The sequence below is a fragment of the Microvirga antarctica genome (genome assembly GCF_017921815.1).
GTDB classification, from domain to species: domain Bacteria; phylum Pseudomonadota; class Alphaproteobacteria; order Rhizobiales; family Beijerinckiaceae; genus Microvirga; species Microvirga antarctica.
The window spans coordinates 842384-864097 of sequence record NZ_JAGEMM010000001.1 but is presented as its reverse complement, the minus strand read 5'-3'; the positions used below and the strand labels follow the sequence as shown (position 1 = coordinate 864097).

Annotated in this window: 23 protein-coding genes; 14 read left to right on the top strand and 9 right to left on the bottom strand. The window is 63.3% G+C overall.

Going from position 1 to position 21714, the window contains the following annotated elements; translation table 11 throughout:
- The 5 genes from J4G32_RS04215 to J4G32_RS04195 all read right to left on the bottom strand — a co-directional run bounded on the left by J4G32_RS04215 (position 1) and on the right by J4G32_RS04195 (position 5611).
- Positions 1 to 1137 (bottom strand): ABC transporter permease subunit, encoded by a 1137-nt coding sequence (locus J4G32_RS04215; RefSeq protein ID WP_210484765.1) that lies wholly within the window; start codon positions 1135 to 1137, stop codon positions 1 to 3.
- A gap of 8 nt (positions 1138 to 1145) precedes the next feature.
- The gene (locus J4G32_RS04210) at positions 1146 to 2066 is read right to left on the bottom strand and encodes an ABC transporter permease subunit (protein ID WP_210484763.1); all 921 of its coding nucleotides are present in this window, start codon (positions 2064 to 2066) and stop codon (positions 1146 to 1148) included.
- An 86-nt stretch (positions 2067 to 2152) separates the two neighbouring features.
- Positions 2153 to 3736, bottom strand: a complete 1584-nt coding sequence (locus J4G32_RS04205) for a peptide ABC transporter substrate-binding protein (protein WP_210484761.1) — start codon at positions 3734 to 3736, stop codon at positions 2153 to 2155.
- Positions 3737 to 3894: 158 nt separating this feature from the next.
- Positions 3895 to 4329 carry a GlcG/HbpS family heme-binding protein gene (locus J4G32_RS04200; protein ID WP_210484759.1) on the bottom strand — a complete coding sequence of 145 codons (435 nt, stop codon included), beginning with the start codon at positions 4327 to 4329 and terminating at the stop codon, positions 3895 to 3897.
- A gap of 55 nt (positions 4330 to 4384) precedes the next feature.
- Positions 4385 to 5611 carry a urate hydroxylase PuuD gene (locus tag J4G32_RS04195; RefSeq protein WP_210484757.1) on the bottom strand — a complete coding sequence of 409 codons (1227 nt, stop codon included), beginning with the start codon at positions 5609 to 5611 and terminating at the stop codon, positions 4385 to 4387.
- A gap of 145 nt (positions 5612 to 5756) precedes the next feature.
- On the opposite strand from J4G32_RS04195, the gene uraH reads away from it, so the two are divergent.
- The 7 genes from uraH (at position 5757) to J4G32_RS04160 (ending at position 10794) form a co-directional block, all read left to right on the top strand.
- Entirely contained in the window at positions 5757 to 6107 is a 351-nt protein-coding gene (gene uraH / locus J4G32_RS04190; protein WP_210484756.1) for a hydroxyisourate hydrolase, read from the top strand.
- Positions 6108 to 6109: 2 nt separating this feature from the next.
- The gene (puuE, locus tag J4G32_RS04185; RefSeq protein WP_210484754.1) at positions 6110 to 7543 is read left to right on the top strand and encodes an allantoinase PuuE; all 1434 of its coding nucleotides are present in this window, start codon (positions 6110 to 6112) and stop codon (positions 7541 to 7543) included.
- Between the two features lie 74 nt (positions 7544 to 7617).
- A complete protein-coding gene (gene lysM / locus J4G32_RS04180) occupies positions 7618 to 8064 on the top strand; it encodes a peptidoglycan-binding protein LysM (RefSeq protein ID WP_210484752.1) in 447 nt (148 codons plus the stop codon).
- A gap of 64 nt (positions 8065 to 8128) precedes the next feature.
- Positions 8129 to 8449 carry a rhodanese-like domain-containing protein gene (locus J4G32_RS04175; RefSeq protein WP_210484749.1) on the top strand — a complete coding sequence of 107 codons (321 nt, stop codon included), beginning with the start codon at positions 8129 to 8131 and terminating at the stop codon, positions 8447 to 8449.
- Between the two features lie 112 nt (positions 8450 to 8561).
- On the top strand, positions 8562 to 8993 hold the full coding sequence (locus J4G32_RS04170; protein ID WP_210484747.1) for a c-type cytochrome: 432 nt from the start codon (positions 8562 to 8564) through the stop codon (positions 8991 to 8993).
- A gap of 57 nt (positions 8994 to 9050) precedes the next feature.
- A complete protein-coding gene (locus J4G32_RS04165) occupies positions 9051 to 9998 on the top strand; it encodes a c-type cytochrome (protein ID WP_210484745.1) in 948 nt (315 codons plus the stop codon).
- 91 nt (positions 9999 to 10089) lie between these two features.
- Positions 10090 to 10794, top strand: a complete 705-nt coding sequence (locus tag J4G32_RS04160) for a CatB-related O-acetyltransferase (protein ID WP_210484743.1) — start codon at positions 10090 to 10092, stop codon at positions 10792 to 10794.
- A 76-nt stretch (positions 10795 to 10870) separates the two neighbouring features.
- Here the strand turns inward: J4G32_RS04160 and J4G32_RS04155 are convergent, their stop codons facing one another.
- Together J4G32_RS04155 and J4G32_RS04150 are read right to left on the bottom strand one after the other, a co-directional pair.
- Entirely contained in the window at positions 10871 to 11488 is a 618-nt protein-coding gene (locus tag J4G32_RS04155; RefSeq protein WP_210484741.1) for a helix-turn-helix domain-containing protein, read from the bottom strand.
- Positions 11489 to 11577: 89 nt separating this feature from the next.
- Positions 11578 to 12510 carry a DMT family transporter gene (locus tag J4G32_RS04150; RefSeq protein ID WP_210484739.1) on the bottom strand — a complete coding sequence of 311 codons (933 nt, stop codon included), beginning with the start codon at positions 12508 to 12510 and terminating at the stop codon, positions 11578 to 11580.
- Between the two features lie 195 nt (positions 12511 to 12705).
- On the opposite strand from J4G32_RS04150, the gene J4G32_RS04145 reads away from it, so the two are divergent.
- Positions 12706 to 13524: a UDP-2,3-diacylglucosamine diphosphatase gene (locus J4G32_RS04145; RefSeq protein WP_210484737.1), complete on the top strand. Its 819-nt coding sequence runs from the start codon at positions 12706 to 12708 to the stop codon at positions 13522 to 13524.
- Positions 13524 to 14537 carry a glycosyltransferase family 4 protein gene (locus J4G32_RS04140; protein ID WP_210484735.1) on the top strand — a complete coding sequence of 338 codons (1014 nt, stop codon included), beginning with the start codon at positions 13524 to 13526 and terminating at the stop codon, positions 14535 to 14537. The genes J4G32_RS04145 and J4G32_RS04140 overlap by 1 nt, the downstream gene beginning before the upstream one ends.
- On the opposite strand, the gene J4G32_RS04135 is transcribed toward J4G32_RS04140, so the two are convergent.
- Positions 14530 to 15069: a hypothetical protein gene (locus tag J4G32_RS04135; RefSeq protein WP_210484733.1), complete on the bottom strand. Its 540-nt coding sequence runs from the start codon at positions 15067 to 15069 to the stop codon at positions 14530 to 14532. The two genes, J4G32_RS04140 and J4G32_RS04135, sit on opposite strands and share 8 nt — an antisense overlap.
- 197 nt (positions 15070 to 15266) lie before the next feature.
- On the opposite strand from J4G32_RS04135, the gene J4G32_RS04130 reads away from it, so the two are divergent.
- Complete coding sequence (locus J4G32_RS04130; protein WP_210484731.1) at positions 15267 to 16436, top strand: MFS transporter; 1170 nt, start codon at positions 15267 to 15269, stop codon at positions 16434 to 16436.
- On the opposite strand, the gene dgcA is transcribed toward J4G32_RS04130, so the two are convergent.
- Positions 16415 to 17398, bottom strand: a complete 984-nt coding sequence (dgcA, locus tag J4G32_RS04125; RefSeq protein WP_210484729.1) for an N-acetyl-D-Glu racemase DgcA — start codon at positions 17396 to 17398, stop codon at positions 16415 to 16417. The two genes, J4G32_RS04130 and dgcA, sit on opposite strands and share 22 nt — an antisense overlap.
- 87 nt (positions 17399 to 17485) lie before the next feature.
- Between dgcA and J4G32_RS04120 the strand changes: the two genes are divergently transcribed.
- From J4G32_RS04120 to J4G32_RS04105, 4 genes are all read left to right on the top strand, one after another.
- Positions 17486 to 18631: an MlaE family lipid ABC transporter permease subunit gene (locus J4G32_RS04120; protein WP_210484728.1), complete on the top strand. Its 1146-nt coding sequence runs from the start codon at positions 17486 to 17488 to the stop codon at positions 18629 to 18631.
- 3 nt (positions 18632 to 18634) lie between these two features.
- Positions 18635 to 19441: an ABC transporter ATP-binding protein gene (locus tag J4G32_RS04115; RefSeq protein WP_210484726.1), complete on the top strand. Its 807-nt coding sequence runs from the start codon at positions 18635 to 18637 to the stop codon at positions 19439 to 19441.
- A gap of 8 nt (positions 19442 to 19449) precedes the next feature.
- Positions 19450 to 20778 carry an MlaD family protein gene (locus J4G32_RS04110; RefSeq protein WP_210484724.1) on the top strand — a complete coding sequence of 443 codons (1329 nt, stop codon included), beginning with the start codon at positions 19450 to 19452 and terminating at the stop codon, positions 20776 to 20778.
- A 203-nt stretch (positions 20779 to 20981) separates the two neighbouring features.
- Positions 20982 to 21602, top strand: a complete 621-nt coding sequence (locus J4G32_RS04105) for an ABC-type transport auxiliary lipoprotein family protein (RefSeq protein WP_246504757.1) — start codon at positions 20982 to 20984, stop codon at positions 21600 to 21602.
- Positions 21603 to 21714: the final 112 nt, after the last annotated feature.

Sequence of the window (21714 nt, the reverse complement as noted above, 5' to 3'; positions counted from 1 at the left end):
TCAGCGGTCCTTCGGGTCGAGGGCGTCGCGCAAGCCGTCGCCGATGAAGTTGAGGCAGAACAGGATCGTCACGAGGGTCAGCGATGGATAGAGCAGCATCCAGGTTGCCCCCTGGATGTTCTTGGCGCCCTCCGAAATCAGCACGCCGAGACTTGTGGCCGGTTCCTGCACGCCAAGGCCGAGGAACGACAGGAAGCTCTCCAAAAGGATCACCTTGGGGACCAGCAGGGTCATGTAGACGACCACCGGACCCAGCGTGTTGGGGATGACATGACGGCGGATGATCCCGCGCGTCTCAACGCCGAGCGCTTCGGCCGCCTGCACGTATTCCTGCCGCTTGATCGACAAAGTCTGGCCGCGCACGATGCGCGCCATGTCGAGCCATTCCACCGCGCCCACCGCGATGAACATCAGGATGAAGTTGCGGCCGAAGAACACCACCAGCATGATGACGAAGAAGATGAACGGCAGCGAGTAGAGCACGTCGACGATGCGCATCATCACGAGATCGACGCGCCCTCCGAGATAGCCGGACGTGGCGCCGTAGATCACGCCGATGACGATCGACACGAAGGTCGCCAGAAGCCCGATCGCCAGCGAGATCTGGCCGGCTTTCATGGTGCGCGTCAGCAGGTCGCGCCCGTTGGCGTCGGTGCCGAACAGGAACCGGATGCGTTTGACCGGCACCTCCACGGCGAGCTTTTTGCCGTCGTCGAGCTTTTCCACCACCTTGGCCGGACCGAACAGGTCGGAGCGTTCGAAATAGGCGAGAAGCCGCTCGTCGATCGGGCGTGGGCTGACGAGGTTGAGCCGGATGCTGTCGTAGCCGATCGTCACGTCCTCGGGCGTGGCTCTGATACGCGCGCCGATCCGCTCGATCGCCGGCGCGACCTGATCCGGCGTCGGATAGGCCGCAAGGCTCGCAGGCGCGCGCACATAATCCGGATAGACGCGGTCGAACGGATGGCCCGTGAAGAACGGCCCGATGATGCAGACAATCGCCACCAGTCCCAGCACGATGATGCTGGTGAGGGCTGCCTTGTTGCGGACCAGCCGCACGCGCGCCTCGCCCCAGAGGGAGCGCCCGACGATGGGACCGGTCGTGAATTCTGTGGGAACGACAGCGCCTTCAGCCATGGCCGATCTCAATCGTAGCGAATGCGCGGATCGATGATCGCGTAGAGGATATCGACCACGAGGTTGAACAGGAGGACGAAGACGGCGATGACCACGACCGTGCCCATGACGAGCGTGTAGTCGCGGTTGAGCGCGCCCTCGACGAAATAGCGGCCGATGCCGGGAAGGCCGAAGATCGTCTCGACCACGACGGATCCGGTGAGAAGGGCCGCTGCCGCAGGGCCGAGATACGACACCACTGGCAACGCTGCTCCCCGCAGCGCGTGACTGACGATGACGCGCAGCGGCAAGCCGAGGGACCGCAGGGTACGGATATGGTTGGAGCGCAGGTTCTCGATCATCGCAGCCCGCGTCATGCGCGAAATCACGGCGATCTGGGGCAGAGCCAGAACGGTGACCGGCATGACAAGCCCGCGCCATGTGCCGGCGCCCCAGCCGGCCACCGGCAGCCAGGCGAGCGTCAGGCCGAAGACGATCTGGAAGATCGGCGCCACGACGAAATTCGGGATGGTGAGACCGAGCGCGCCAAGACCGGTGACAAGATAGTCGACGCCGCTGTTCTGCCGGAGCGCGGCAATCGAGCCCAGCGTACCGCCGATCAGGATGGCGAAGATCATCGCCAGACCGCCCAACGTCATGGAAACCGGCAGGCCGCGGGCGAACAACTCGGCCACCGTGAAGTCGCGCAGGAAGAATGACGGGCCGAAATCGCCGCGGGCGACCGCCGTCAGATAGAGCCAGTATTGCTGGATGAGCGGTTTATCGAGCTGATAGATTCGATTGAGGTTCTCCATCACCTTGGCCTCGAGGGGCCGCTCGAGATCGAACGGTCCGCCGGGCGCGAGCCGGATCAGGAAGAACGAGATCGTGACGATGACCAGCAATGTCGGGATCGCCGACATGAACCGCCGGAGGATGAAGGAAAGCACGCGGCTCCTCCTGAAATGCGACAATCAAGAAAAAATAAAATAAGGGGCGGCGCGGACAGGCCGGCCGCCCCTCGGGATGCCGGCCGTTACTGGGTCTTCGACAGGAACCGCGTCGGGTAAACGCCGCGGGTGTTCTGGGAAAAGCCCTGGATCTTCGGCGAGATCAGCTGGCTCTTGCCGTAATACATCACCGGGATCCACGGCATGTCCTTCATCAGGATTGCCTCGGCCTTGTGCATGATGTCCGCGCGCTTCTTGAGGTCCAACTCCGTCGAGGCCTGCTTCAGCAACCCGTCGAATTCAGGGTTGTTGTACTTGCCGTAGTTGAAGCCCTTGTTGTCGCTCTTGAGGAGGAACAGGAAGTCCTCCGGATCGGAATAATCGGCGATCCAGCCGTAGCGGGCGACGTCGAAATCGCCGCCGTCACGCAGATGCGCGAAGTGGGTCTTGCCGTCGGTGTTGACGAACGACGTCTCCACGCCGAGCTGCTTCCACTGTTCCGCCACCGCGATCACCGTGTTGCGGTTGTTGTCGGTGGTGTTGTAGCGGATCTCGACCTTCAGCGGCTTGCCGGGGCCGAAGCCAGCCTCTTTGAGCATCGCCTTGGCCTTGTCCTCGCGATCGATCGGCGAGGCGTCCTTGCTGTCCATATAGGCTGGCGCGCCGGCATTGCCGACACCGGGCGGCATGAACGAGTAACCGGGCTGCATGGTCTGGCCCCAGATCTGCTCGGCGATGAACTCGCGGTCGAGGCCGGTTGCAAGGGCCTGTCGCACGCGCACGTCGTTGAACGGAGGCTTGGACGAGTTCACCACCAGGAACCAGGTGCCGAGCCACGGGCCGAGCTTGACCTGGTTTCCGAAGCGCTGCTTGAGCGACTTCATCTGATCGGCCGGCAGATCGTCCGTGGTGTCGAGTTCACCGGCCTCGTAGCGCCGCACCATCGCGGCGAAATCCGACGTCGGATAGTAGTTGACGGTGTCGATCTTGACGTCCTTCGCACCGTAATAAGTGTCGTTCTTGACGAGCTTGATGTGCGAGTTCGGCACGAACTCGGCAAGCTTGTAGGCGCCGTTCGACACCAGGTTGCCCGGCTTGACGAAATCCTTGCCGAACTTCTCGACCGAAGCCTGATGTACCGGCAGGCTCGTCTGGTGGGTCAGCAACTCGAGGAAGTAGGGGGTGGCCTGCTCGAGGCGGATCTCGAGGGTCTTGTCGTCGATCGCCTTGACGCCGATATCCTCGACTTTGCCCTGGCCCTTGTTGGCTTTTTCCGATCCCAGGATCGGATACAGGATGTTGGCGTATTTCGCCCCCGTTTCCGGGTTCATGATGCGGCGATAGGAATAGACGAAGTCGGAGGCCTTCACCGGGTCGCCGTTCGACCACTTGATGCCGTCGCGCAGGGTGAAGCGGTAGGTCTTGCCGTCGTCGCTGATTTCCCACTTCTCGGCCTGGCCCGGCACCGCTTCGCCTTTGGCATTATAGGTGACGAGGCCCTCAAGGAGGTCGCGCAGGATGTGCGCTTCCTGCACGGTCGAGGTCTTGTGTGTGTCGAGGGTCTCCGGTTCGCCGGAATTGGCCCGGTTGTAAACGACGTCGGCCGATGCCGAGCCCATGAGGGCGGCGGTGGCGACGGTCGCGAAAGCCATGCGTTTAAGCCATGACATGTGACGCGTTCCCTTTTCTTTCAGTCTTATTGGCGTTCTCGATATGTCGATCGAACCCCACGGGAGTGACCTTGTCTCATTTGTTGAGCAAACGAGGAGGTCTGTCCAGTGGGGATTAAAAACCCTTGTTGCGCAAGGGTTTGAACGCGATAGCAGCGTTACGCGCCGCTGTCAAAGGTCAGCCCTGCTGTCCCAATTCCGCCGGCTGCGGCGATCTCATCGTTGTCCGAGGTGTCGCCAGAAACGCCAACTGCCCCAAGGATACGGCCCTGGCCATCCTTGATGAGGACGCCGCCCGGAACCGGGATTAGCTGACCACCGACCGCATGGGCGGCCGCGGCGACGAAATACGGCCGATCGGTCGCCATCTTGTGCAGCGCCCGGGAGCCGACGCCCATGGCGAGCGCCCCATAGGCCTTGCCCATGGCGATCTCGGCGCGCTTCAGGCTCGTGCCGTCCTCCGACAGGATTGCCTTGATGGCGCCGCGCTGGTCGTAGACCACCACGGAGAGCGGTTTGAAGCCCTTCTCACGGGCTGTCTTCAGCGTGGCGTTGGCGATGATCTGGGCGGTTTCCAAGGTGAGTTCAGACACTCCCGTCCCCTTATATGGTTGGTGTTACAGAATTGGCGTTTCGACGTTGAGCAGTCTAGCGCAGAAGCGCGTCGTTTTGAGCAAGCCAGCTGGCCACGGACTTGCGCTCCTCCAACGTCATACCGGTGATGTTGTTGGGTGGCATCGCATGAGTGAGCACGCTTTGCACGCGAATGATATCGGCATGCCGCCTGATCGCCTCCGGCGTATCAAGCACGATGCCCTTCGGCGCGATGGCGATCCCCTCCCAGGAGGGATCACCCGCATGGCACATGGCGCAGCGGGTCTGGATGGCCGATGTGGCCGCATTGAATGAGGCCGCCACCGTGGCGGTCGTGACAACGGCAGGGATCTCAGCCTGGTTGACGTAACCGGGCTTGCCGATGATCGACAGCCAAATGGCGACCGCGATGCAATAGCCCGCCACCAGCCATGTCCAATAGGGCGGCTTGCGGCCGGCATGGCGGGCGTTGAAGAAATGACGGATGAGCGCGCCTGCAATCAGGATCATCGCAATGATGCCGACCGAAAAGCGCGACGACCATGCCAGCGGGTAATGGTTCGAGAGCATCAGGAAGATGACCGGCAGGGTCAGGTAATTGTTGTGCGTCGAGCGCTGCTTGGCCTGCAGCCCCAAAGCAGGATCAGGCACGCGTCCGGCCAGCAGGTCCGCCACGACCTTCTTCTGGTTGGGGATGATGACGAAGAACACGCTTGCCGACATCCACGTGGCGATCATTGCGCCCGTGTGCAAAAAGGCCGCGCGACCGTTGAAGAGATGCGTGAAGATTGTCGCGGCGGCCAAGATGTAGACGAACAGAGCAGCCCCGAGCCATGCGGTGCTGCGGCCGATGGGAGACCGGCACAATCCTTCATAGGCAAGCCAGCTGGCGGCAAGCGCAGAGACGCCGATTGCGCCCGCCTGCCAGGGCGCGAGCTCACGCACTGCCGGGTCGATCGCATAAAGATCGGCGTGGAGATAATAGACCCAGACCAGAAGAAAGAAGCCGGTGATCCAGGTGGCGTAGCTCTCCCACTTGAACCAGGTGAGATCGGCGGGCATCTCGGCTGGCGCGATAAAAAACTGGCGCATGTTGTAGAAGCCGCCGCCATGCACCTGCCAGGCTTCGCCGCTCACCCCTGGGGGCAGGCCGTCGCGCTTGCGCAGGCTCAGATCCAAATGAATGAAGTAGAAAGACGAGCCGATCCACGCGATGGCGGTAATCACATGCACCCAGCGCAGAAGCTGGCCGATCCATTCGGAAATTTGTGGGTCGATCATGCCATCACGCAACAATCTCGGGAGACGTCAGCCTAGAGTGGCCTTCAGCTTTGCGATAGGTGGAGGGTCGGGCTTTTTCAACGGCGTCGCGTTGCACTATGGTGGGGTGCGAGCGGTCTTTCTTCGGGCCCCGCCAGGAGCTTCCATGGGCCGATTATCCACCCACGTCCTCGACACCACCCATGGGCGCCCGGCCGCGGGGGTTGCCATCGATCTGTTCGCCATCGATGGGGGGCAGCGGCGTCTGGTGTCCAGCACGGTGACCAATACCGACGGTCGAACCGATCAGCCGCTTCTGGCCGGCGACGACTTCCACACCGGAACCTACGAGATCGTGTTCCATGTCGGCGCTTATTTCAAAAGCACGGAATCGGCCGGTGAACCGCCGTTTCTCGACGCCGTCCCGGTCCGGTTCGCGATTGCCGAGCCAAACGGGCATTACCATGTGCCGCTGCTGGTCTCCCCCTGGAGCTATTCGACCTATCGGGGCAGTTGACCATGAGTGACACCGCCTATCCCCGGGACCTCGTCGGTTACGGCCGCACGCCGCCCCATCCGCGTTGGCCGAACGAGGCCCGCATCTGCGTGCAGTTCGTGGTGAATTACGAAGAGGGGGGTGAGAACAACATCCTGCACGGGGACCGCGCCTCGGAGGCTTTCCTGTCCGAATTGATCGGCGCCGCGCCCTGGCCCGGTCAGCGCCACATGAGCATGGAATCGATCTACGAATACGGCTCGCGGGCCGGGTTCTGGCGCCTGTGGCGTCTGTTCACGTCGCGGGCGATCCCCGTGACGGTCTTTGGCGTCGCCACCGCGCTCCAGCGCAATCCGGAGGCGGTCGCGGCCATGCAGGAGGCCGGTTGGGAAATCGCCAGCCACGGGCTGAAATGGATCGACTACAAGGATTTCTCCCGGGAGGAGGAGAGGGCGCATCTGCAGCAGGCGATCCGCATCCATACGGAGGTGACGGGAAAGCGTCCGGAGGGCTGGTACACCGGCCGAACATCAGCCCACACCAACGCCCTCGTGTCCGAAGAGGGCGGCTTCCTCTACACGGCCGATTCCTATGCCGACGATTTGCCCTATTGGGAGAACGGCACCCAGATCGTGGTGCCCTATACACTCGATGCCAACGACATGCGGTTTGCCACGCCGCAGGGGTTCAATTCCGGCGACCAGTTCTACGCGTATCTCAAGGACACGTTCGATACGCTCTATGCCGAGGGGGACACGTCGCCCAGGATGATGTCCGTCGGCCTCCATTGCCGGCTCGTCGGACGGCCGGGGCGCGCCGCGGCGTTGGCGCGATTTCTCGATTATGTGGCGGCTCATGACAACGTCTGGGTCGCCCGCAGGATCGATGTCGCCCGGCACTGGCTCGCCCATCATCGTCCTGCCTCCCTCCTTCCGAGCCACATGACGGCCGCTGTTTTCACGGCTGTGTACGGCGACGTTTTTGAGCATTCGTCATGGATCGCCGGGCAGGCCCATGCGGCCGGCCTCACGCCGGCGGAGGACACAGCCGAGGGGCTGCATGCGGCCATGATGGCAGTTCTGTCAGATGCCAGCCGCGAACAGAAACTGGCCTTGATCGATGCCCATCCAGATCTGGCCGGTCGCCTCAAGCTGACAGACCTCACGCAGGATTCCCGGTCCGAGCAATCGTCCGCCGGGCTCGACAGGCTGACCGAGGATGAGCGGGAGACGTTCCTCGCGCGCAATCGGTCTTACCGCGAGCGGTTTGGGTTCCCGTTCATCATGGCCGTGAAAGGACGATCCCCAGCGGATATTCTTGCGGCGTTCAATGACAGGCTTGCCCATGATCCGGACCGGGAGTTCGACACGGCGCTGGCCGAAATCAGCCGTATCGCCCTCCTGCGCCTGAAAGATCGGCTGCCATCGCAGGCGGACCCCTTCTCTTCACGTGCGTGAGCGGAACCGGACGCGGCCTCTAGGCGTCTTGTCCACAGCTTGGCCGCATCGGCCGGCGACAGGGGAGAATCGCGATGGGACTATTCAAGTTCATCAAAGAGGCGGGCGCCAAGATTTTCGGTGGAAGCGCCGAGGCCGCAACGTCAGATAAGCTCAAGGAAGAGGTCAAGGGCCACGGCTTCAACTCCGACAAGCTCGGCATCGAAGTGACAGACGGGAAGGTCAAGCTCTCGGGTGACGCTGTCAGCCAGGAAGAGGCCGAGAAGATCATTCTGGCGCTAGGCAATACCTACGGAGTCGCAGAGGTCGATACCAGCGGCCTGAAGATCGAGAAGCCGGCTGCCGAGTCCGTCATGTACACCGTGGTCAAGGGCGACACGCTTTGGGCGATCGCCGAGAAGCATTATGGCAAGGGCAATGGCGCCAAGCACACGCAGATCGTCAAGGCCAATTCGCCCCCGGTGAAAAACCCCGACATGATCCAGCCGGGCTGGGTTCTGCGCATTCCTCCACTGGCGTGATTGCCGCTCCATTGCCCTCTTCCGTGCGGCGGCCTACATCGGGCACCCGCACGGAGGAACCATCATGACCGCCAGCATGCCCAATATTGTTGATCTGGACCGCGCCGCCATCAAGTCTGGTTTGGCCGACGGCTCCATCCTGCTCGTCGATGTTCGCGAGCCGCATGAATTCACTGAGGGCCATATTCCGGGATCGGTCTCTCACCCGCTCTCGACCTTTGATCCGACTGCGATCCCCACGACCAAGAGGGTCATCCTGTCGTGTCGGTCGGGCGTCCGCTCGGCGCGCGCGGCAGAAATCGCGCAGGCTGCCGGCATTGATTTCCGCGAGCATTACAAGGGCGGTTTCAAGGATTGGTCCGAGGCGGGCGAACCGGTCGCCTGACTTCACGGAGAATTGTTCTGACCAACGCTGCGAAACTGTCGCGGTTTGTGGCTAAGTTACCCGTCTGCAAGGCAGAATCAGCCATCGTCGCAGGACACAAGAGGGACATTGAATGAAACGTGCGTTGATCGTGGCCGGAATCCTGACGCTCGGCCTGACGGCAGCTTTGGCCCAGAGTAACATCGTGGCGGAGCGGCAGAGCCTGATGAAGGAGTTCGGAGCCCAGACAAAAACCCTGTCGGGAATGCTGCGCGGCCAGACCCCGTTCAACCTTGCCGAAGCCCAGGCTGCCCTGAAGACGATCTCGGCGGATGCCAAGAAGTTGCCGGCCATGTTCCCGGACAGCACGAAGGGTGTACCGAAATCCGATGCTCTTCCGAGCATTTGGGAAAAGAAGGCTGAGTTCGAGCAGATCTTTGTCAATCTCGATACGGCAGCTTCCACCGCCGCCGCAAAAATCACCGACGAGGCCTCTTTCAAGGCAGACGTTCCGAAGGTGCTGCAGAATTGCGGAACCTGCCATACCGCCTTCCGGAAGGGCTGACGGGCTTTCCGTCCATGAGCGGGCGGCGACCTGCCGCCCGGTTTCTCGAGGTGTTGTATGCGCAAGACGTGGCTCGGCCTGCTGGGAGTGCTTCTGCTCGGCATTGTGGGTTTCTACGTGCTGACATCGCCCACGACGTACCGGCTGGTGCGGGGTCAGCCATTGGCCGCAGCCTCCGCGACCCCGGTCGACGCGGGCGCGCCCAACCTCGAGAATGGCCGGACACTCTTTTATGCGGGCGGGTGCACCTCCTGCCACGCGGTGCCCAACCAGGACGACAAGCTGAAACTCGGCGGAGGCCTTGCGCTGGAGACGCCGTTTGGCACCTTCCGCGTGCCCAATATCTCTCCTCATAAGCAGGATGGCATCGGCGCGTGGCGCAGGCTCGACTTCGTGCGCGCCATGCGCGAGGGCATTGCGCCGGGCGAGACGCACCTTTACCCGGCTTTTCCGTATCCGTCCTACCAACGCATGTCGCCCGGAGACCTCGCCGACATGTTCGCGTTCATCCTGACCTTGCCGCCCGTGGCCGGGCAGGTCCCGGATCATGACCTGCGCTTCCCCTTCAACATTCGGCGAGGCATGGGGCTGTGGGATCTCGCATTTCTCGACGGGCGCGTGTTTTCACCCGATCCATCGAAGTCGGCGACATGGAACCGCGGCGCCTATCTGGTAAACGGCCCCGGTCATTGCGCAGAGTGCCACAGCGAGCGGAATCTTGCTGGTGCGGTGATCGGGTCCCGCCGTTTCGCCGGCGGCCCCGATCCTGAAGGCAAGGGGACGGTTCCCAACATCACGCCCGATCCGACCGGGATCGGCGGGTGGACACAGGCAGAACTCCTCACGCTGCTGAAGACCGGCGAAACTCCCAATTTCGATACCGTCGGCGGTTCGATGGCGGCCGTAATTCACAACACGTCGCAACTGCCCGATGCCGACCGCGCGGCCATGGCCGAGTACATCCTCTCGCTGGCACCGCTGCCCGCCTACAAGGCATCCAAGTAGCAGCCTTCGCGCCGAGGGCTGTCGTTCCTCAGACGCTTGCGTTATCGTTACGATATGTCATATCAAGACGATGAACGACACCCGACCTTCGATGCGAGAAAACCTTGCGGCCCATGGCCTTTATCTCGCCGGGCAATCGAGCGGCCGGCTGATCTGGGAAAGCCCGGTCAGGATCTTCCATGCCGTTTATGTGACGGATGTGGAGATCGGCGCCTATTCGTATGTGGGCCCAGAATCCGAAATTTGCCGCACCACGATCGGTCGCTACTGTTCGCTCGGCAACGGCCTTCAACTGTTCGGCAGCGATCATCCTCGCACTTGGCTGTCGTCGCATCCTTTTGCCCATCGCAACATCTTTACCGAGCAGATGGACTATGCGCCGCGCTTAACGTTCGACGACGAACCTAAGCAATCGACCATCGGCAACGACGTGTGGATCGGTTCGCGGGTGACGATCCTGCCGGGGGTGCGGATCGGGAACGGGGCTGTCATCGGGGCGGGATGCGTGGTGGTGCGGGATGTGCCGGACTACGCGGTCCTTGTGGGCAATCCCGGCCGGGTCGCCAAATATCGCTTTGGCGAGGCGCTGATCGAGCGCCTCCTGCGGGTGCAATGGTGGCGGTTCGATCTGCCCCAGGCCATGATCAAGCGGCCCGATCTCCCTCTCGACGACCCGGAGCGCATGCTCGATGTGATCGAGTCGAACGAGGCAGACTTCCTGCTCATCCAGGGCCGCAGGAAAATGCTGTCACGACAATCCGACGTCCCGTCACAGAGTGAATCGAACGCTGGTTAGAGGGTTTTCGAACGCGGCGGCTTTCCGCTTGCGGTGACAGAAATCCACCTTCACCAAGGCGCAGGACGGCGCCCAGTCAGTCCATCACGGCCGCTTTGAGGATGCACACCATGGTGGCCCGGCCTGGCGCCTTGCTGACGCATCGCACCGTGTGGCGGCGGTCGCAGCGATAGCGCAGCGTTTCACCGGCCTTCGCCCGCTGCACGACTTCACCAACCTCGACCTCGAATTCGCCGTCCAGGACCGACAGACATTCCACCGACCCGCGCTGATGGGGATCGGAATCGAGGACGCCGCCGGGCTCGGCCTGCACGTCGTACCATTGCAGCCACTCGATGGTCTTGATCCAGCCGACGATTGCCAGGCGAACCTTGCCATCCTCGGACAGGAGGTTGGGCGTATCGGCCCGGGACGACTTCTCGATAAACGGCTCCTCGTCGCTGGACGCGAGGACCCGCTCGATCGAGACATCCAAGGCTTGGCTCAGGCGCCAGATGGTCGCCAGCGTCGGGTTGGTCTCGTTGCGTTCGATCTGGCTGATGATGGATTTTGCCACGCCTGACTGCTCGGCGAGTTCGGAAAGCGAGAGATTGTAGGCCTTGCGGAGCCGTTGGATCGTCTTGCCCATATGGCCCGACAGGACCTGCGCTCCGGCATCCAGTTCCCGGTGCCGCTCTTTGCCCTCAACGCCCATCTCGATCCCGCCTTCTGTCCTGAAAGAACGAACGATCGTTCCACAAAAAGGTTTTGCGGGATGGAAGCCCAAGGGTCAAGCGCTGGCCGTCAGCTTCCCGGCCGGTGAGAGGTGGTCGCGAGTTCCTTGGCGCGCTGCAGGCCGAGACGGTGTTCCCGCCAGATGATGAACAGGCCTGTCGCGGCCACGATCAAGCCGCCGACGATGACGGTCAGGGCTGGAAGGTCGCCGAAGGCGATCCAACCGATCAGGAGCGCCCAGATCATGCTGGTGTATTCGAACGGCGCGATGATCGACGTGTCGGCGTGCCGGTAGCTTTCGGTCACAAGGATCTGGCCGATCCCCCCAAGGGTCCCGCCGACGACGAACAGGAGGAGATCGGTTCTGTCGGGCATTTGCCAACCGAACGGCAGGGTGAGAAGCGAGAGGAACGAGGCGAGGATGAAGAAATAGAAGACGATCGCGCCCGTCCGCTCGGTCGCCGTCAGCCGCCGCACCTGTATCATCGCGCCGGCGGAGCAAAAGGCTCCCGCGAGGGCGGCCGCTGCCCCGATGGTCGGCCCGGATGTCAGGCCCCCCACGAACATGGCCGGCGACAGGTAAGGCGACAGCATGATCAGCACCCCGACGAACCCGATCGCGACCGCCGTCCAGCGGTAGATTCTGACTTTTTCCTTCAGCACGAGAGCTGCCAGCACCACCACGATCAGTGGCGACGCGTAGCCGATGGCGATGGAATCCGGGAGCGGCAGGAAGCTGAGGGCCGCGAAGGAGAGATACATCCCCATGGTGCCGATGAGGCCGCGCTTGAAATGGCCACGGACATTGTTGGTCCGCACCGAGTTGATCAGATCCCGCTGCCAGGCCAACCAGATCAAGAGCGGAATGAGCGCGAAGGTCGACCGGAAAAACACGACCTCACCGACAGGGTAGCGCGCGGTCAATGTCTTCAGGATCGCCGACATGCCCGTGAAGACGAGAGCGGACACAAGCTTGAGGGAAATCCCGAGAAGAGGGTTCAACGGACTCTGAGTCGCAGGGAGGAGATGGAGCCGCAAACAAACACAGCCTAGCTGCCGCGTGAAGCCTGTTTCGGCAGAATCGTGCGGTTTTGGCGGTCTATGCGGGCTGGTATGTCACGGAACTGCAAAAAACCCGTCATGCGCCTGAGACGCGAATCGCGCTTTTGTCATCCTGTTCCAGCGGGAGGATATCTCATGGGCCAGGAGGACGACGCCATCCGCGTCCGCACGCTTTTTCTGTCCGACCTTCACCTCGGGACCAAGGGCTGTCAGGCCGAACAGGTTCTGGAGTTCCTCAAACGATACGACGCCGACACGCTTTATCTGGTGGGCGATATCGTCGACGGGTGGCGTCTGAAATCGGGGTGGTACTGGCCGCAGGCGCACAATGATGTGGTGCAGAAGCTGCTGCGCAAGGTCCGCAAGGGCACGCGACTCGTCTACATTCCCGGCAACCACGACGAATTCCTGCGCGACTATCTCGGGGTCAATCTCGGTGGCGTGGAGCTTGCGGATCACGCCATCCACGAGGCGGCCGACGGCAAGCGCTATCTGGTCATCCACGGCGATCAATTCGATCTCGTCGTGCGACACGCACGCTGGCTGGCCCTGCTGGGCGACGGCGCCTACACGGCCGCGTTGTTCGTCAACACCTATCTCAACATGGCCCGTCGCAAGCTCGGGCTCACCTATTGGTCGCTGTCGTCCTGGGCCAAGCTCAAGGTCAAAAACGCCGTCAATTATATCGGCCGGTTCGAGGAACTGCTCGCCGCCGAGGCCCGCCGCCACCAGGCCGACGGCGTCATATGCGGCCATATCCATCACGCGGTGATGCGCGACCTCGACGGCATCCGCTACGTAAACACCGGCGACTGGGTCGAATCCTGCACCGCCATCGTCGAGCATTACGATGGGGCGTTCGAACTGATCCGATGGACCGAAATGACAGCGCCCCGCCAGGTTGCTGTCGGACCCGTGCGCGACGGTGATCTGCTCGCCCAGAAGGCCGCGTGATGCGCCTTCTGGTCGCGACCGACGCGTGGCGACCTCAGGTCAACGGGGTCGTCCGATCGCTTGAATACATGGCGGAGATGGCCCCCCGTTTCGGAGCGCAGATCACCTTCCTGACCCCTGAACGGTTCCGCTCGTTTCCCATGCCGACCTATCCCGAGATCCGCCTGTCGCTGACCCTGCCGGGCCAGGTTCGCCGCTTCATCGAAGCCGCCGCGCCGACACACGTCCATATCGCCACAGAAGGGCCGATCGGATTGGCGACCCGGCATGTCTGTGGTCGGCAGCAGCGGCCTTTCACCACCAGTTATCACACGCGGTTTCCGGAATACCTGTCTGCTCGTGTCCCGATCCCCGAACATCTCACCTATGGGTGCCTGCGGCGGTTTCACGGTGCCGGCCGGGCGGTCATGGTCAGCACGGCCTCCCTGGAAGCCGAGCTGGCAACCAGAGGCTTTCGCAACATCGTGCGGTGGACGCGGGGCGTCGATACAACGCTCTTCCGTCCCCGGTCGGAGCGGATCATCGATGCCCCGGGACCGCTCTTCCTGTTCGTCGGTCGGGTCGCGGTGGAAAAGAACATCGAGGCGTTCCTGCGACTCGACCTGCCGGGGACCAAGATCGTGGTGGGGGACGGGCCGTCCCGCCAGGACCTCGCCCGGGCCTATCCGCAGGTCCGCTTCCTCGGTGTCCAGTCGGGCGAGGCGCTCGCCCGGGTCTATGCGAGCGCCGACGTCTTCGTCTTCCCCAGCCTGACCGACACGTTTGGAATCGTCCTGCTGGAAGCACTCGCGTCAGGATTGCCGATCGCGGCGTTTCCCGTCACCGGTCCGGCCGACGTGGTGGGCGCGTCCGGATGCGGCGTGCTGGACACGGACCTTCGCGCCGCAGCCCTCGGCGCCCTCGCGATCCCAAGGGCGCGTTGCCGGGCTTATGGCGAAACCTTCACCTGGGAAGAGAGCGCGCGGCAGTTCTTCGACAATATCGCGGCTGCCGCGGGTGTCGTGCCTACATGAGGAAGGTTGGATGGACCGCAGCCCCTTCCCGAGGGGCAGTCCTCTCCGGCAGGGGAGCCGTGTCTGCGGCGACCGCGTCCGGATCGCAGATCGCGATCATGGCGTGGAGGCGTGCCTCCAGATAGCGCAGGCGCTTGAGGATGCTGGCGATCCGCGCCACCCCTTCGGCATCGGCAGCGTTCAACGGCAGATCTGGATGCATGGGCTGCAGCCCGACCCGATCGGCGGGTGGAAGCAGGGCGACCTCGCGACGGGTCTCCTCGAAAGTGGAAGCCACGGCCGTGAGAGCACCGTGGAGGTGGTCCATCACCATGACGGCGCGGCCGGGCAGGGTATCGATCTGGAGACGATTGACGGCGTCGAGAACGGTGTCGGTATCGGCATTGCGGTTGCGGCGCGCATATTCCCGCAGGAACCAGCGGCCCCGTGCGGTCTCCATCACGGCCGCCTCGATGGCGCCGAAATCACTGTCGGGGAAATCACCATCCTCTGCGGTGACGAACATCGCCTCTTCGGTCATGGTAGGCGTCATCGCTACGCGGGCTCCCGATTCCCGGAGCATGGTCCGAGACGTCGACTGGTTTCAGCCGGGACGCGTCCCGGCACTCGGCTGCCAGTGTGTCGAAAGCCCGCAACAGCTCAACACCTTCCGTTGCGTTATCAACGCCCTTTCGCGGACTTGGCCGCGATTTCGGCCGCCAGACTGTCTCCAGCAGGCCCTTTTTGCCGATGTCGCCTCCCAAAGCCCTCGCAGCCCGCTTGTCCGCCCTTCACGCGGCGAGTTTCTTCAGCCACGGCATTTATCTCCCGTTCTTTCCCCTCTGGCTGCTGAGCAAGGGGCTCAACCCGGCCATCATCGGCATCGTCGTGGCCATTCCCATCATCGTGCGCATTCTCGCGACTGCGCCGCTCTTGAGCCTGGCTGACCGGTCGTTCGGGGCGCGGCGGCTGCTTCTGGTCAGTCATCTGGGCCAGGTGGTGATGTTCCCTCTGCTTCTGCTCGCTCAGGACACGGTCGTGATTATCGTGCTCGTCGCCTTGGTGTCCTTTGCCCAGGCCGCGGTGATTCCGACCAACGATCTCGTGACCACGGTCGCCGTCCAGCGCTATCCGGGGCTCAATTACGGGCGCCTTCGCAGTGCCGGGTCGATCTCGTTCTTCCTCGCCAACATCGCGGGCGGTTATCTCGTCGTAGCCTTCGGGGCGGGGGTTGTGCCGATCGCGCTCACCCTCATTCCGATCCTCGGTATCACCGCGACCCTAACGGCAATCCCGCCCTCCCTGACCGACATCCCCGCCGTGGCGGCAAGCGAGCTTCCGCTCCCAAAGGCCCTGCCGGCAGTCCTGTGGGTGCTGATCGCCGGGGCGGCGCTCACGCAAGGGAGCCATGGCGCGCTCAACGCCTTCGGGACGATCTACTGGCAGTCCCTCGGTTTTGCCGATTCCACCATCGGCTATTTCTGGGCGGGGGGCGTCATGGCCGAGTTTCTGGTGTTCCTGTGTCTCGGCAATGCGGTCGGCCGGGGTGCTGGGATCGGCCTCCTGCTGATGGGATCGTCGGCCTCGGCAATCCGGTTCACCATTATGGCGTTTCAGCCCGACATGGCGACCACCTTCGTCCTCCAGGCCATGCACAGCCTGTCTTTCGGCGCGTCGCATCTGGGCGCCATGGCGGCGCTGACGGCGCTGGCCCCGTTGCGCGCGCGCGGCCGGGCGCAGGGGATCTATGCGTCGGCGGCGGCCTTCGTGACCGCCGGCGCGACCATCGCCAGCGGCGTGATCTATCGGGAATCGGGACCCGCGGTTTTTGCCGCCATGGCGCCGCTGGGGCTTGCAGGTTTTGCTCTGACCCTGGTGGCCGCCCGCCTGCGCAAAGGTCAGCCCCAGAGCGCCGGCTGAGGCGGGTAGACGATGCTGCCGTCATAGGTGAGGGCCGGGTCCCGGTCCTTCGCCAGCAGCAGAGGGCCGTCGAGATCCACGAACCGCGCACGCGGGGCCAGCACCATCGCAGGCGCCATCGCGAGCGAGGTGCCCACCATGCACCCGACCATGATCGAAAAGCCCAGCTCCTGCGCCGAATCCGCAAGTTCGAGCGCTTCGGTCAGCCCGCCGGTCTTGTCGAGCTTGATGTTGACGGCGTCGTACAATCCCACCAGTCGCTTGAGGGACGCCCGATCATGGACGCTCTCGTCGGCGCAGATCGAGACCTGTCGCGGAACCGTCGCCAGAAGTCCGTCTTCCTTGGCCGGAAGCGGCTGCTCGACGAGGGCGTAGCCTGCCTGCGCACAGGCGGCAAAATGGGCCGCCAGGTTGTCGGCCGTCCAGCCTTCATTGGCGTCGGCGATAAGGGTCGCCTCGGGCGCTGCCCGCCTGACCGCGGCGATCCGTTCGAGATCGCCGCCCTCGCCGCCGAACTTCACCTTCAGGATCGGCCGGTCCGCCGCCATGGCGGCTGCGTCCGCCATGATGTCGGGTGCCGCAAGGCTGATGGTGTAGGCGGTGGTGGCAGGCGGCCAGCGGTCGATCCCGGCCGTTACGTGAGCCCGGATGCCCGATCGCTTGGCGTCGAGATCCCACAGGGCGCAATCGAGGGCGTTGCGGGCGGCGCCGGCCGGCATGGCGGTCTGCAGGCCTTCGCGGGTCAGCCCGGCCGCGATCCTCGGAGCAAGCGCCTCGATGGCAGCCGCCACGCCCTCGACCGTCTCGCCATAGCGCGCGTAGGGCACGCATTCGCCCCGGCCAAGCGTATCCCCGTCCGTGACAGTCGCCGTTACAACGACGGCCTCGGTGCGCGATCCGCGCGCGATGGTAAAGGTCCCGGCGATGGGAAACCGCTCGATGCTGACGATCAGTTGACGCATTCTCTCGTCCCTGTTGCTGAACTTCGGCTCGACTTGTGGCGTAGCAACACGCTATCACCAAGCGGAATCAATCGCGGAAGGACGACCGTGGCGCAGAGCACCGTGGCTCAAGAGCCGCAAGTGGAGATCGAACGCGCAGGCGACAAGGTCACGGCCAAGCTCGCCGGGCATTGGACATCCGAATATGCCGCGATCATCGAAAAGCTTGCGGATGAACTCGCCGCCGAAACCGACATGCACCATGTGCTGCTCGACCTCTCCGGCGTCCAGCGCCTGGACACGCTTGGCGCGTGGGTTCTCGATCGCACGCGTCACGAGCTGGGCCAGAAGGACATGTCGGCGGATTTCGCCAATGCCGGGCCCGACCAGCAGATTCTTCTCGACGAGGTTGCCTACCGGGGCTTCCAGGAAACCAAGAAGGTCAAGCATTCCGGGTTTGTCGATTTCCTCGTCGATATGGGCCGCAGCGTTCACGGGGCCGGCAAGGATTTCGTGGGTGGCGTCGCGTTTCTCGGCGAGCTGATTTCGGGGCTGATTCGAATCGCCTTGAACCCCAGGCGGTTCCGGGGCACTGCGGTGGTCAACCAACTCGAGCAGATCGCCTATCGGGGCGTTCCCATCATCGTCCTGATCTCCTTCCTGGTGGGCTGCATCATCGCCCAGCAAGGCATCTTCCAGCTCATCCGGTTCGGCGCGACGCCCTTCGTGGTCGACCTCATCGGCATTCTGGTGCTGCGCGAACTGGCCGTTCTCCTCACCTCGATCATGGTGGCGGGCCGGTCCGGCTCCGCCTTCACGGCCGAGATCGGCTCCATGAAGATGCGCGAGGAGATCGATGCGCTCAGGGTCATGGGCCTCGACCCGATCGAGGTCCTGATCGTCCCGCGGATCCTGGCCCTGCTGATCGGCCTGCCGCTCCTGACCTTCATCTCCTCCATCGCGGCCCTTCTGGGGGGCGGGCTGACCGCCTGGTTCTACGGCGATGTGAGCCCGGACGTCTTCCTCTCCCGCCTGAAGGCGGCTGTCGACGTCAACACCTTCCTCGTCGGGCTCATCAAGGCGCCGTTCATGGCGCTGGTCATCGGCATCATTGCAACCCTGGAGGGGATCGCGGTGGAAGGTTCAGCCGAGTCGCTTGGCCGGCATGTCACCTCGTCCGTGGTGAAAGCCATCTTCATGGTGATCGTCCTCGATGGCCTCTTTGCCATGTTCTTCGCAGCCATCAGGTTCTGATCCATGCCCGAAACGCACGCGGCGGCCAAAGACGACGAGCACGATCGCGAGGTCGTCATCCGTGTCCGCGACATCGAGGTCGGGTTCGGCGAAAAGACGATCCTCAAGGGTCTCGACCTGGATGTGTATCGCGGCGAGATCCTCGGTTTCGTGGGCGCGTCAGGACAAGGCAAGTCGGTCCTCACACGGGCGATTCTCGGTCTCGTGCCCAAGCGGGCCGGCACCATCGAAGTGCTGGGCCAGAACCTGGATGAACTCTCGCCGTCGGAGCGCCGCCTTCTCGAGCGCCGCTGGGGCGTGCTGTTCCAGCAGGGCGCCCTGTTCTCGGCGCTGACCGTCAAGCAGAACGTGCAGGTGCCCATGCGGGAGTTCCTCGATCTCTCGGAACGTCTGCTGGACGAACTCGCGATGCTCAAGATCGAGATGGTGGGTCTCGCCCCGGACGCAGCGGACAAGCTTCCCTCCGAGCTGTCGGGCGGCATGATCAAGCGTGCCGCGCTCGCCCGGGCGCTGTCTCTCGACCCCGATATTCTGTTTCTCGACGAGCCGACATCCGGGCTCGATCCCATCGGTGCGGGCGAGTTCGACGAGCTGATTGCGACGCTACAGCGGACTTTAGGCCTGACGGTATTCATGGTAACGCATGACCTCGACAGTCTCCACACGGTCTGCGACAGGATCGCGGCCCTGGGTGACGGCAAAATTCTCGCCGAAGGCACGATCGAAACGATGCTCGCATCGGATCATCCGTGGCTTCGTGCTTATTTTCATGGAAAAAGAGCCCGCGCCGTCATGGCACCCGGGGCTTAGGGTCAACGATGGAAACGCGTGCGAATTACGCCCTGATCGGTCTGTTCACCCTCGCGGTGATCGCCGCGGCGTTCGGGTTCGTCTACTGGTTTTCCGGCGGCGACAGAGGGCAGACCCGGCAATCCATCCGCGTGGTCTTCTCCGGCTCGGTCTCCGGTCTCTCGAAGGGGTCGATTGCATCCTTCAACGGCCTGCGCGTGGGCGAGGTCACCGAGATCAGCCTCTTCCCGGATGACCCGCGACGGGTCGTCGCAATCATCCAGGTCGAAGGCACGACCCCGATCCGCTCGGATACCCGCGCGAGGCTCGAGTATCAGGGCCTGACGGGCGTTGCGGCAATTGCACTCACGGGCGGTGAACCCAATGCGCCGCCGCTGGTGGCGGGTCCTGGTCAACCGCTTCCGACCATCTTCGCCGACCGCTCCGATTTCCAGGATCTGATCGAGTCCGCACGCAATATCGCCCGGCGCGCCGACGATGTGATGGAGCGCGTCAGCCGGGTGATTTCGGATAACGAAACATCGATCAACCGCACCGTTCAGAACATTGAGAAATTCTCGCAGGCGCTCGGTGAGAATGCCGATGGCATCGACCGCTTCCTGGCCCAGATCGGGCAGGCTGCCGAGAAAGTCGGCCCCTTGGCCGAAAAGCTGGAAACTCTGGCGACGAATGTGGATGAAGTGGTCCGCTCGGTCGATCGCGAGCGCGTCGCCCGCATCGTCCAGAATGTGGACAATTTCACCACCAGCCTGAGCGACAGCCGTCAGGACATCAGTCGTGCGCTGGCCGACGCCGCCACTCTGATCGGCCGTCTCAACGATTCCGCGCCGAAGCTCGATACTGCGCTGACCGATCTGAATTCCCTCACCAAAGCGATCGATCCGGCCAAGGTCGGGCGCACCGTCGACAACGTCGATGTGTTCAGCCAGACGCTGCGGGAGCGCAGTCCTGACGTGGACAAGGCGATCAGTGAGGCGCGCTCGATCACCGAGAAACTTAACAAGTCAGCCGACAAGATCGATTCCGTGCTCGCCGGCGCCGAGAAATTCCTCGGCTCGGCCTCCGGTGAGGAAGGGCAGGGCGCTTTCGAGCAGATCAAGGCGGCGGCGGAATCCGTGCGTGTTCTGGCCGACAACCTGAACCAGCGGACCCAGGGCATCCTCTCGGGCGTGGGCAAGTTCACGGATTCGGGGCTGCGCGAATACGAAGCGCTGGCGGTCGAAGGGCGGCGGACGCTGAACGACATCAGCCGTGCGGTCCGCAGCATCGAGCGCAATCCACAGCAGTTTATTTTTGGCGGGAAGCCGGGCATTCCCGAATACAATGGACGACGCTAGGGCAGCGGGTATCGCTGGGCGAAGCGAAGATCACAGTTTAAGCAAGCCGTCCCGGATGTTGACTGAACTTTCCGGGGTATGCTCAAGTTAATGCGTGGGAGTGGATTCTTGGCGGCCGGGTTTCGATCCGACGATGGGAGCGCTCGACACCTCGAACAGTGTGTAGGTCCTCAGTGCTTTCCTCAACATTCGACAGATTGGTCTTGCTCGGGCGCGCGGGCTGCGTTCTGGCCGTGGCAGGTCTTTCGGCCGCATGCTCGTCGGGATCGGTCCCCACCACGTTTGACCTGTCGGCGCCCAGTTCGCGGATCGGCGGCGCGTCGGGGCTTCAGATTTCAGTCAACGAGCCGGCAGCGCTCCAATCGCTGTCGGGTCAGCAGATCATCGTCAAGGACCAGAGCGGCGCCATCACCTTCCTGGGCGGTGGCCAATGGTCGGACAACCTCCCGCGGCTGATCCAGACGCGCCTTATCAACACCTTCGAAAACGCCTCGCAGCTGCGGGCCGTGTCGCGCCCGAGCAGCGGCGCGGTTGCCGACGTGCAGCTGATTTCCGAGTTGCGCAATTTCGAGATTTCGACCCCGGGCAACGAGGCCTTCGTGGAAATCGCCGTCAAGATCATCAACGATTCATCGGGACGCATCGTCAACGCGCGGATCTTCCGCGCCCGCGTGCCGGCTGGCTCCGTCGATGCGCCGAATGCGGCCCGCGCTCTCGACCAGGCCCTGTCCACCGTGATGCTCGATATCGTTCGCTGGGTGAGCGGAAACCGTCTCCCGCGCCGCGAGATCGTCAGCGACAGGCCGGTTCCGACGCCGAGCTGAGCCGTCGGGCTGATTTCCCGCCTGCAAGGGCCGCCTGGTCGACCGCGCTCCCAAGTCAGGCGGGGCTGGCCCGCGAAGACAAAGCTCAAGGGGCGTGCGCCCCGACCACGGC

Bases quoted from the DNA above. Each gene is read 5' to 3' on its own strand.
- J4G32_RS04130 (WP_210484731.1), top strand. From the start codon at position 15,267: ATGTCGCCTCCCAAAGCCCTCGCAGCCCGCTTGTCCGCCCTTCACGCG.
- J4G32_RS04135 (WP_210484733.1), bottom strand. From the start codon at position 15,069: ATGACGCCTACCATGACCGAAGAGGCGATGTTCGTCACCGCAGAGGAT.
- J4G32_RS04160 (WP_210484743.1), top strand. From the start codon at position 10,090: ATGCGAGAAAACCTTGCGGCCCATGGCCTTTATCTCGCCGGGCAATCG.
- J4G32_RS04145 (WP_210484737.1), top strand. From the start codon at position 12,706: ATGGGCCAGGAGGACGACGCCATCCGCGTCCGCACGCTTTTTCTGTCC.
- J4G32_RS04215 (WP_210484765.1), bottom strand. From the start codon at position 1,137: ATGGCTGAAGGCGCTGTCGTTCCCACAGAATTCACGACCGGTCCCATC.
- J4G32_RS04195 (WP_210484757.1), bottom strand. From the start codon at position 5,611: ATGATCGACCCACAAATTTCCGAATGGATCGGCCAGCTTCTGCGCTGG.
- J4G32_RS04175 (WP_210484749.1), top strand. From the start codon at position 8,129: ATGACCGCCAGCATGCCCAATATTGTTGATCTGGACCGCGCCGCCATC.
- dgcA (WP_210484729.1), bottom strand. From the start codon at position 17,398: ATGCGTCAACTGATCGTCAGCATCGAGCGGTTTCCCATCGCCGGGACC.
- lysM (WP_210484752.1), top strand. From the start codon at position 7,618: ATGGGACTATTCAAGTTCATCAAAGAGGCGGGCGCCAAGATTTTCGGT.
- J4G32_RS04155 (WP_210484741.1), bottom strand. From the start codon at position 11,488: ATGGGCGTTGAGGGCAAAGAGCGGCACCGGGAACTGGATGCCGGAGCG.
- J4G32_RS04205 (WP_210484761.1), bottom strand. From the start codon at position 3,736: ATGTCATGGCTTAAACGCATGGCTTTCGCGACCGTCGCCACCGCCGCC.
- puuE (WP_210484754.1), top strand. From the start codon at position 6,110: ATGAGTGACACCGCCTATCCCCGGGACCTCGTCGGTTACGGCCGCACG.
- J4G32_RS04140 (WP_210484735.1), top strand. From the start codon at position 13,524: ATGCGCCTTCTGGTCGCGACCGACGCGTGGCGACCTCAGGTCAACGGG.
- uraH (WP_210484756.1), top strand. From the start codon at position 5,757: ATGGGCCGATTATCCACCCACGTCCTCGACACCACCCATGGGCGCCCG.
- J4G32_RS04115 (WP_210484726.1), top strand. From the start codon at position 18,635: ATGCCCGAAACGCACGCGGCGGCCAAAGACGACGAGCACGATCGCGAG.
- J4G32_RS04165 (WP_210484745.1), top strand. From the start codon at position 9,051: ATGCGCAAGACGTGGCTCGGCCTGCTGGGAGTGCTTCTGCTCGGCATT.
- J4G32_RS04170 (WP_210484747.1), top strand. From the start codon at position 8,562: ATGAAACGTGCGTTGATCGTGGCCGGAATCCTGACGCTCGGCCTGACG.
- J4G32_RS04110 (WP_210484724.1), top strand. From the start codon at position 19,450: ATGGAAACGCGTGCGAATTACGCCCTGATCGGTCTGTTCACCCTCGCG.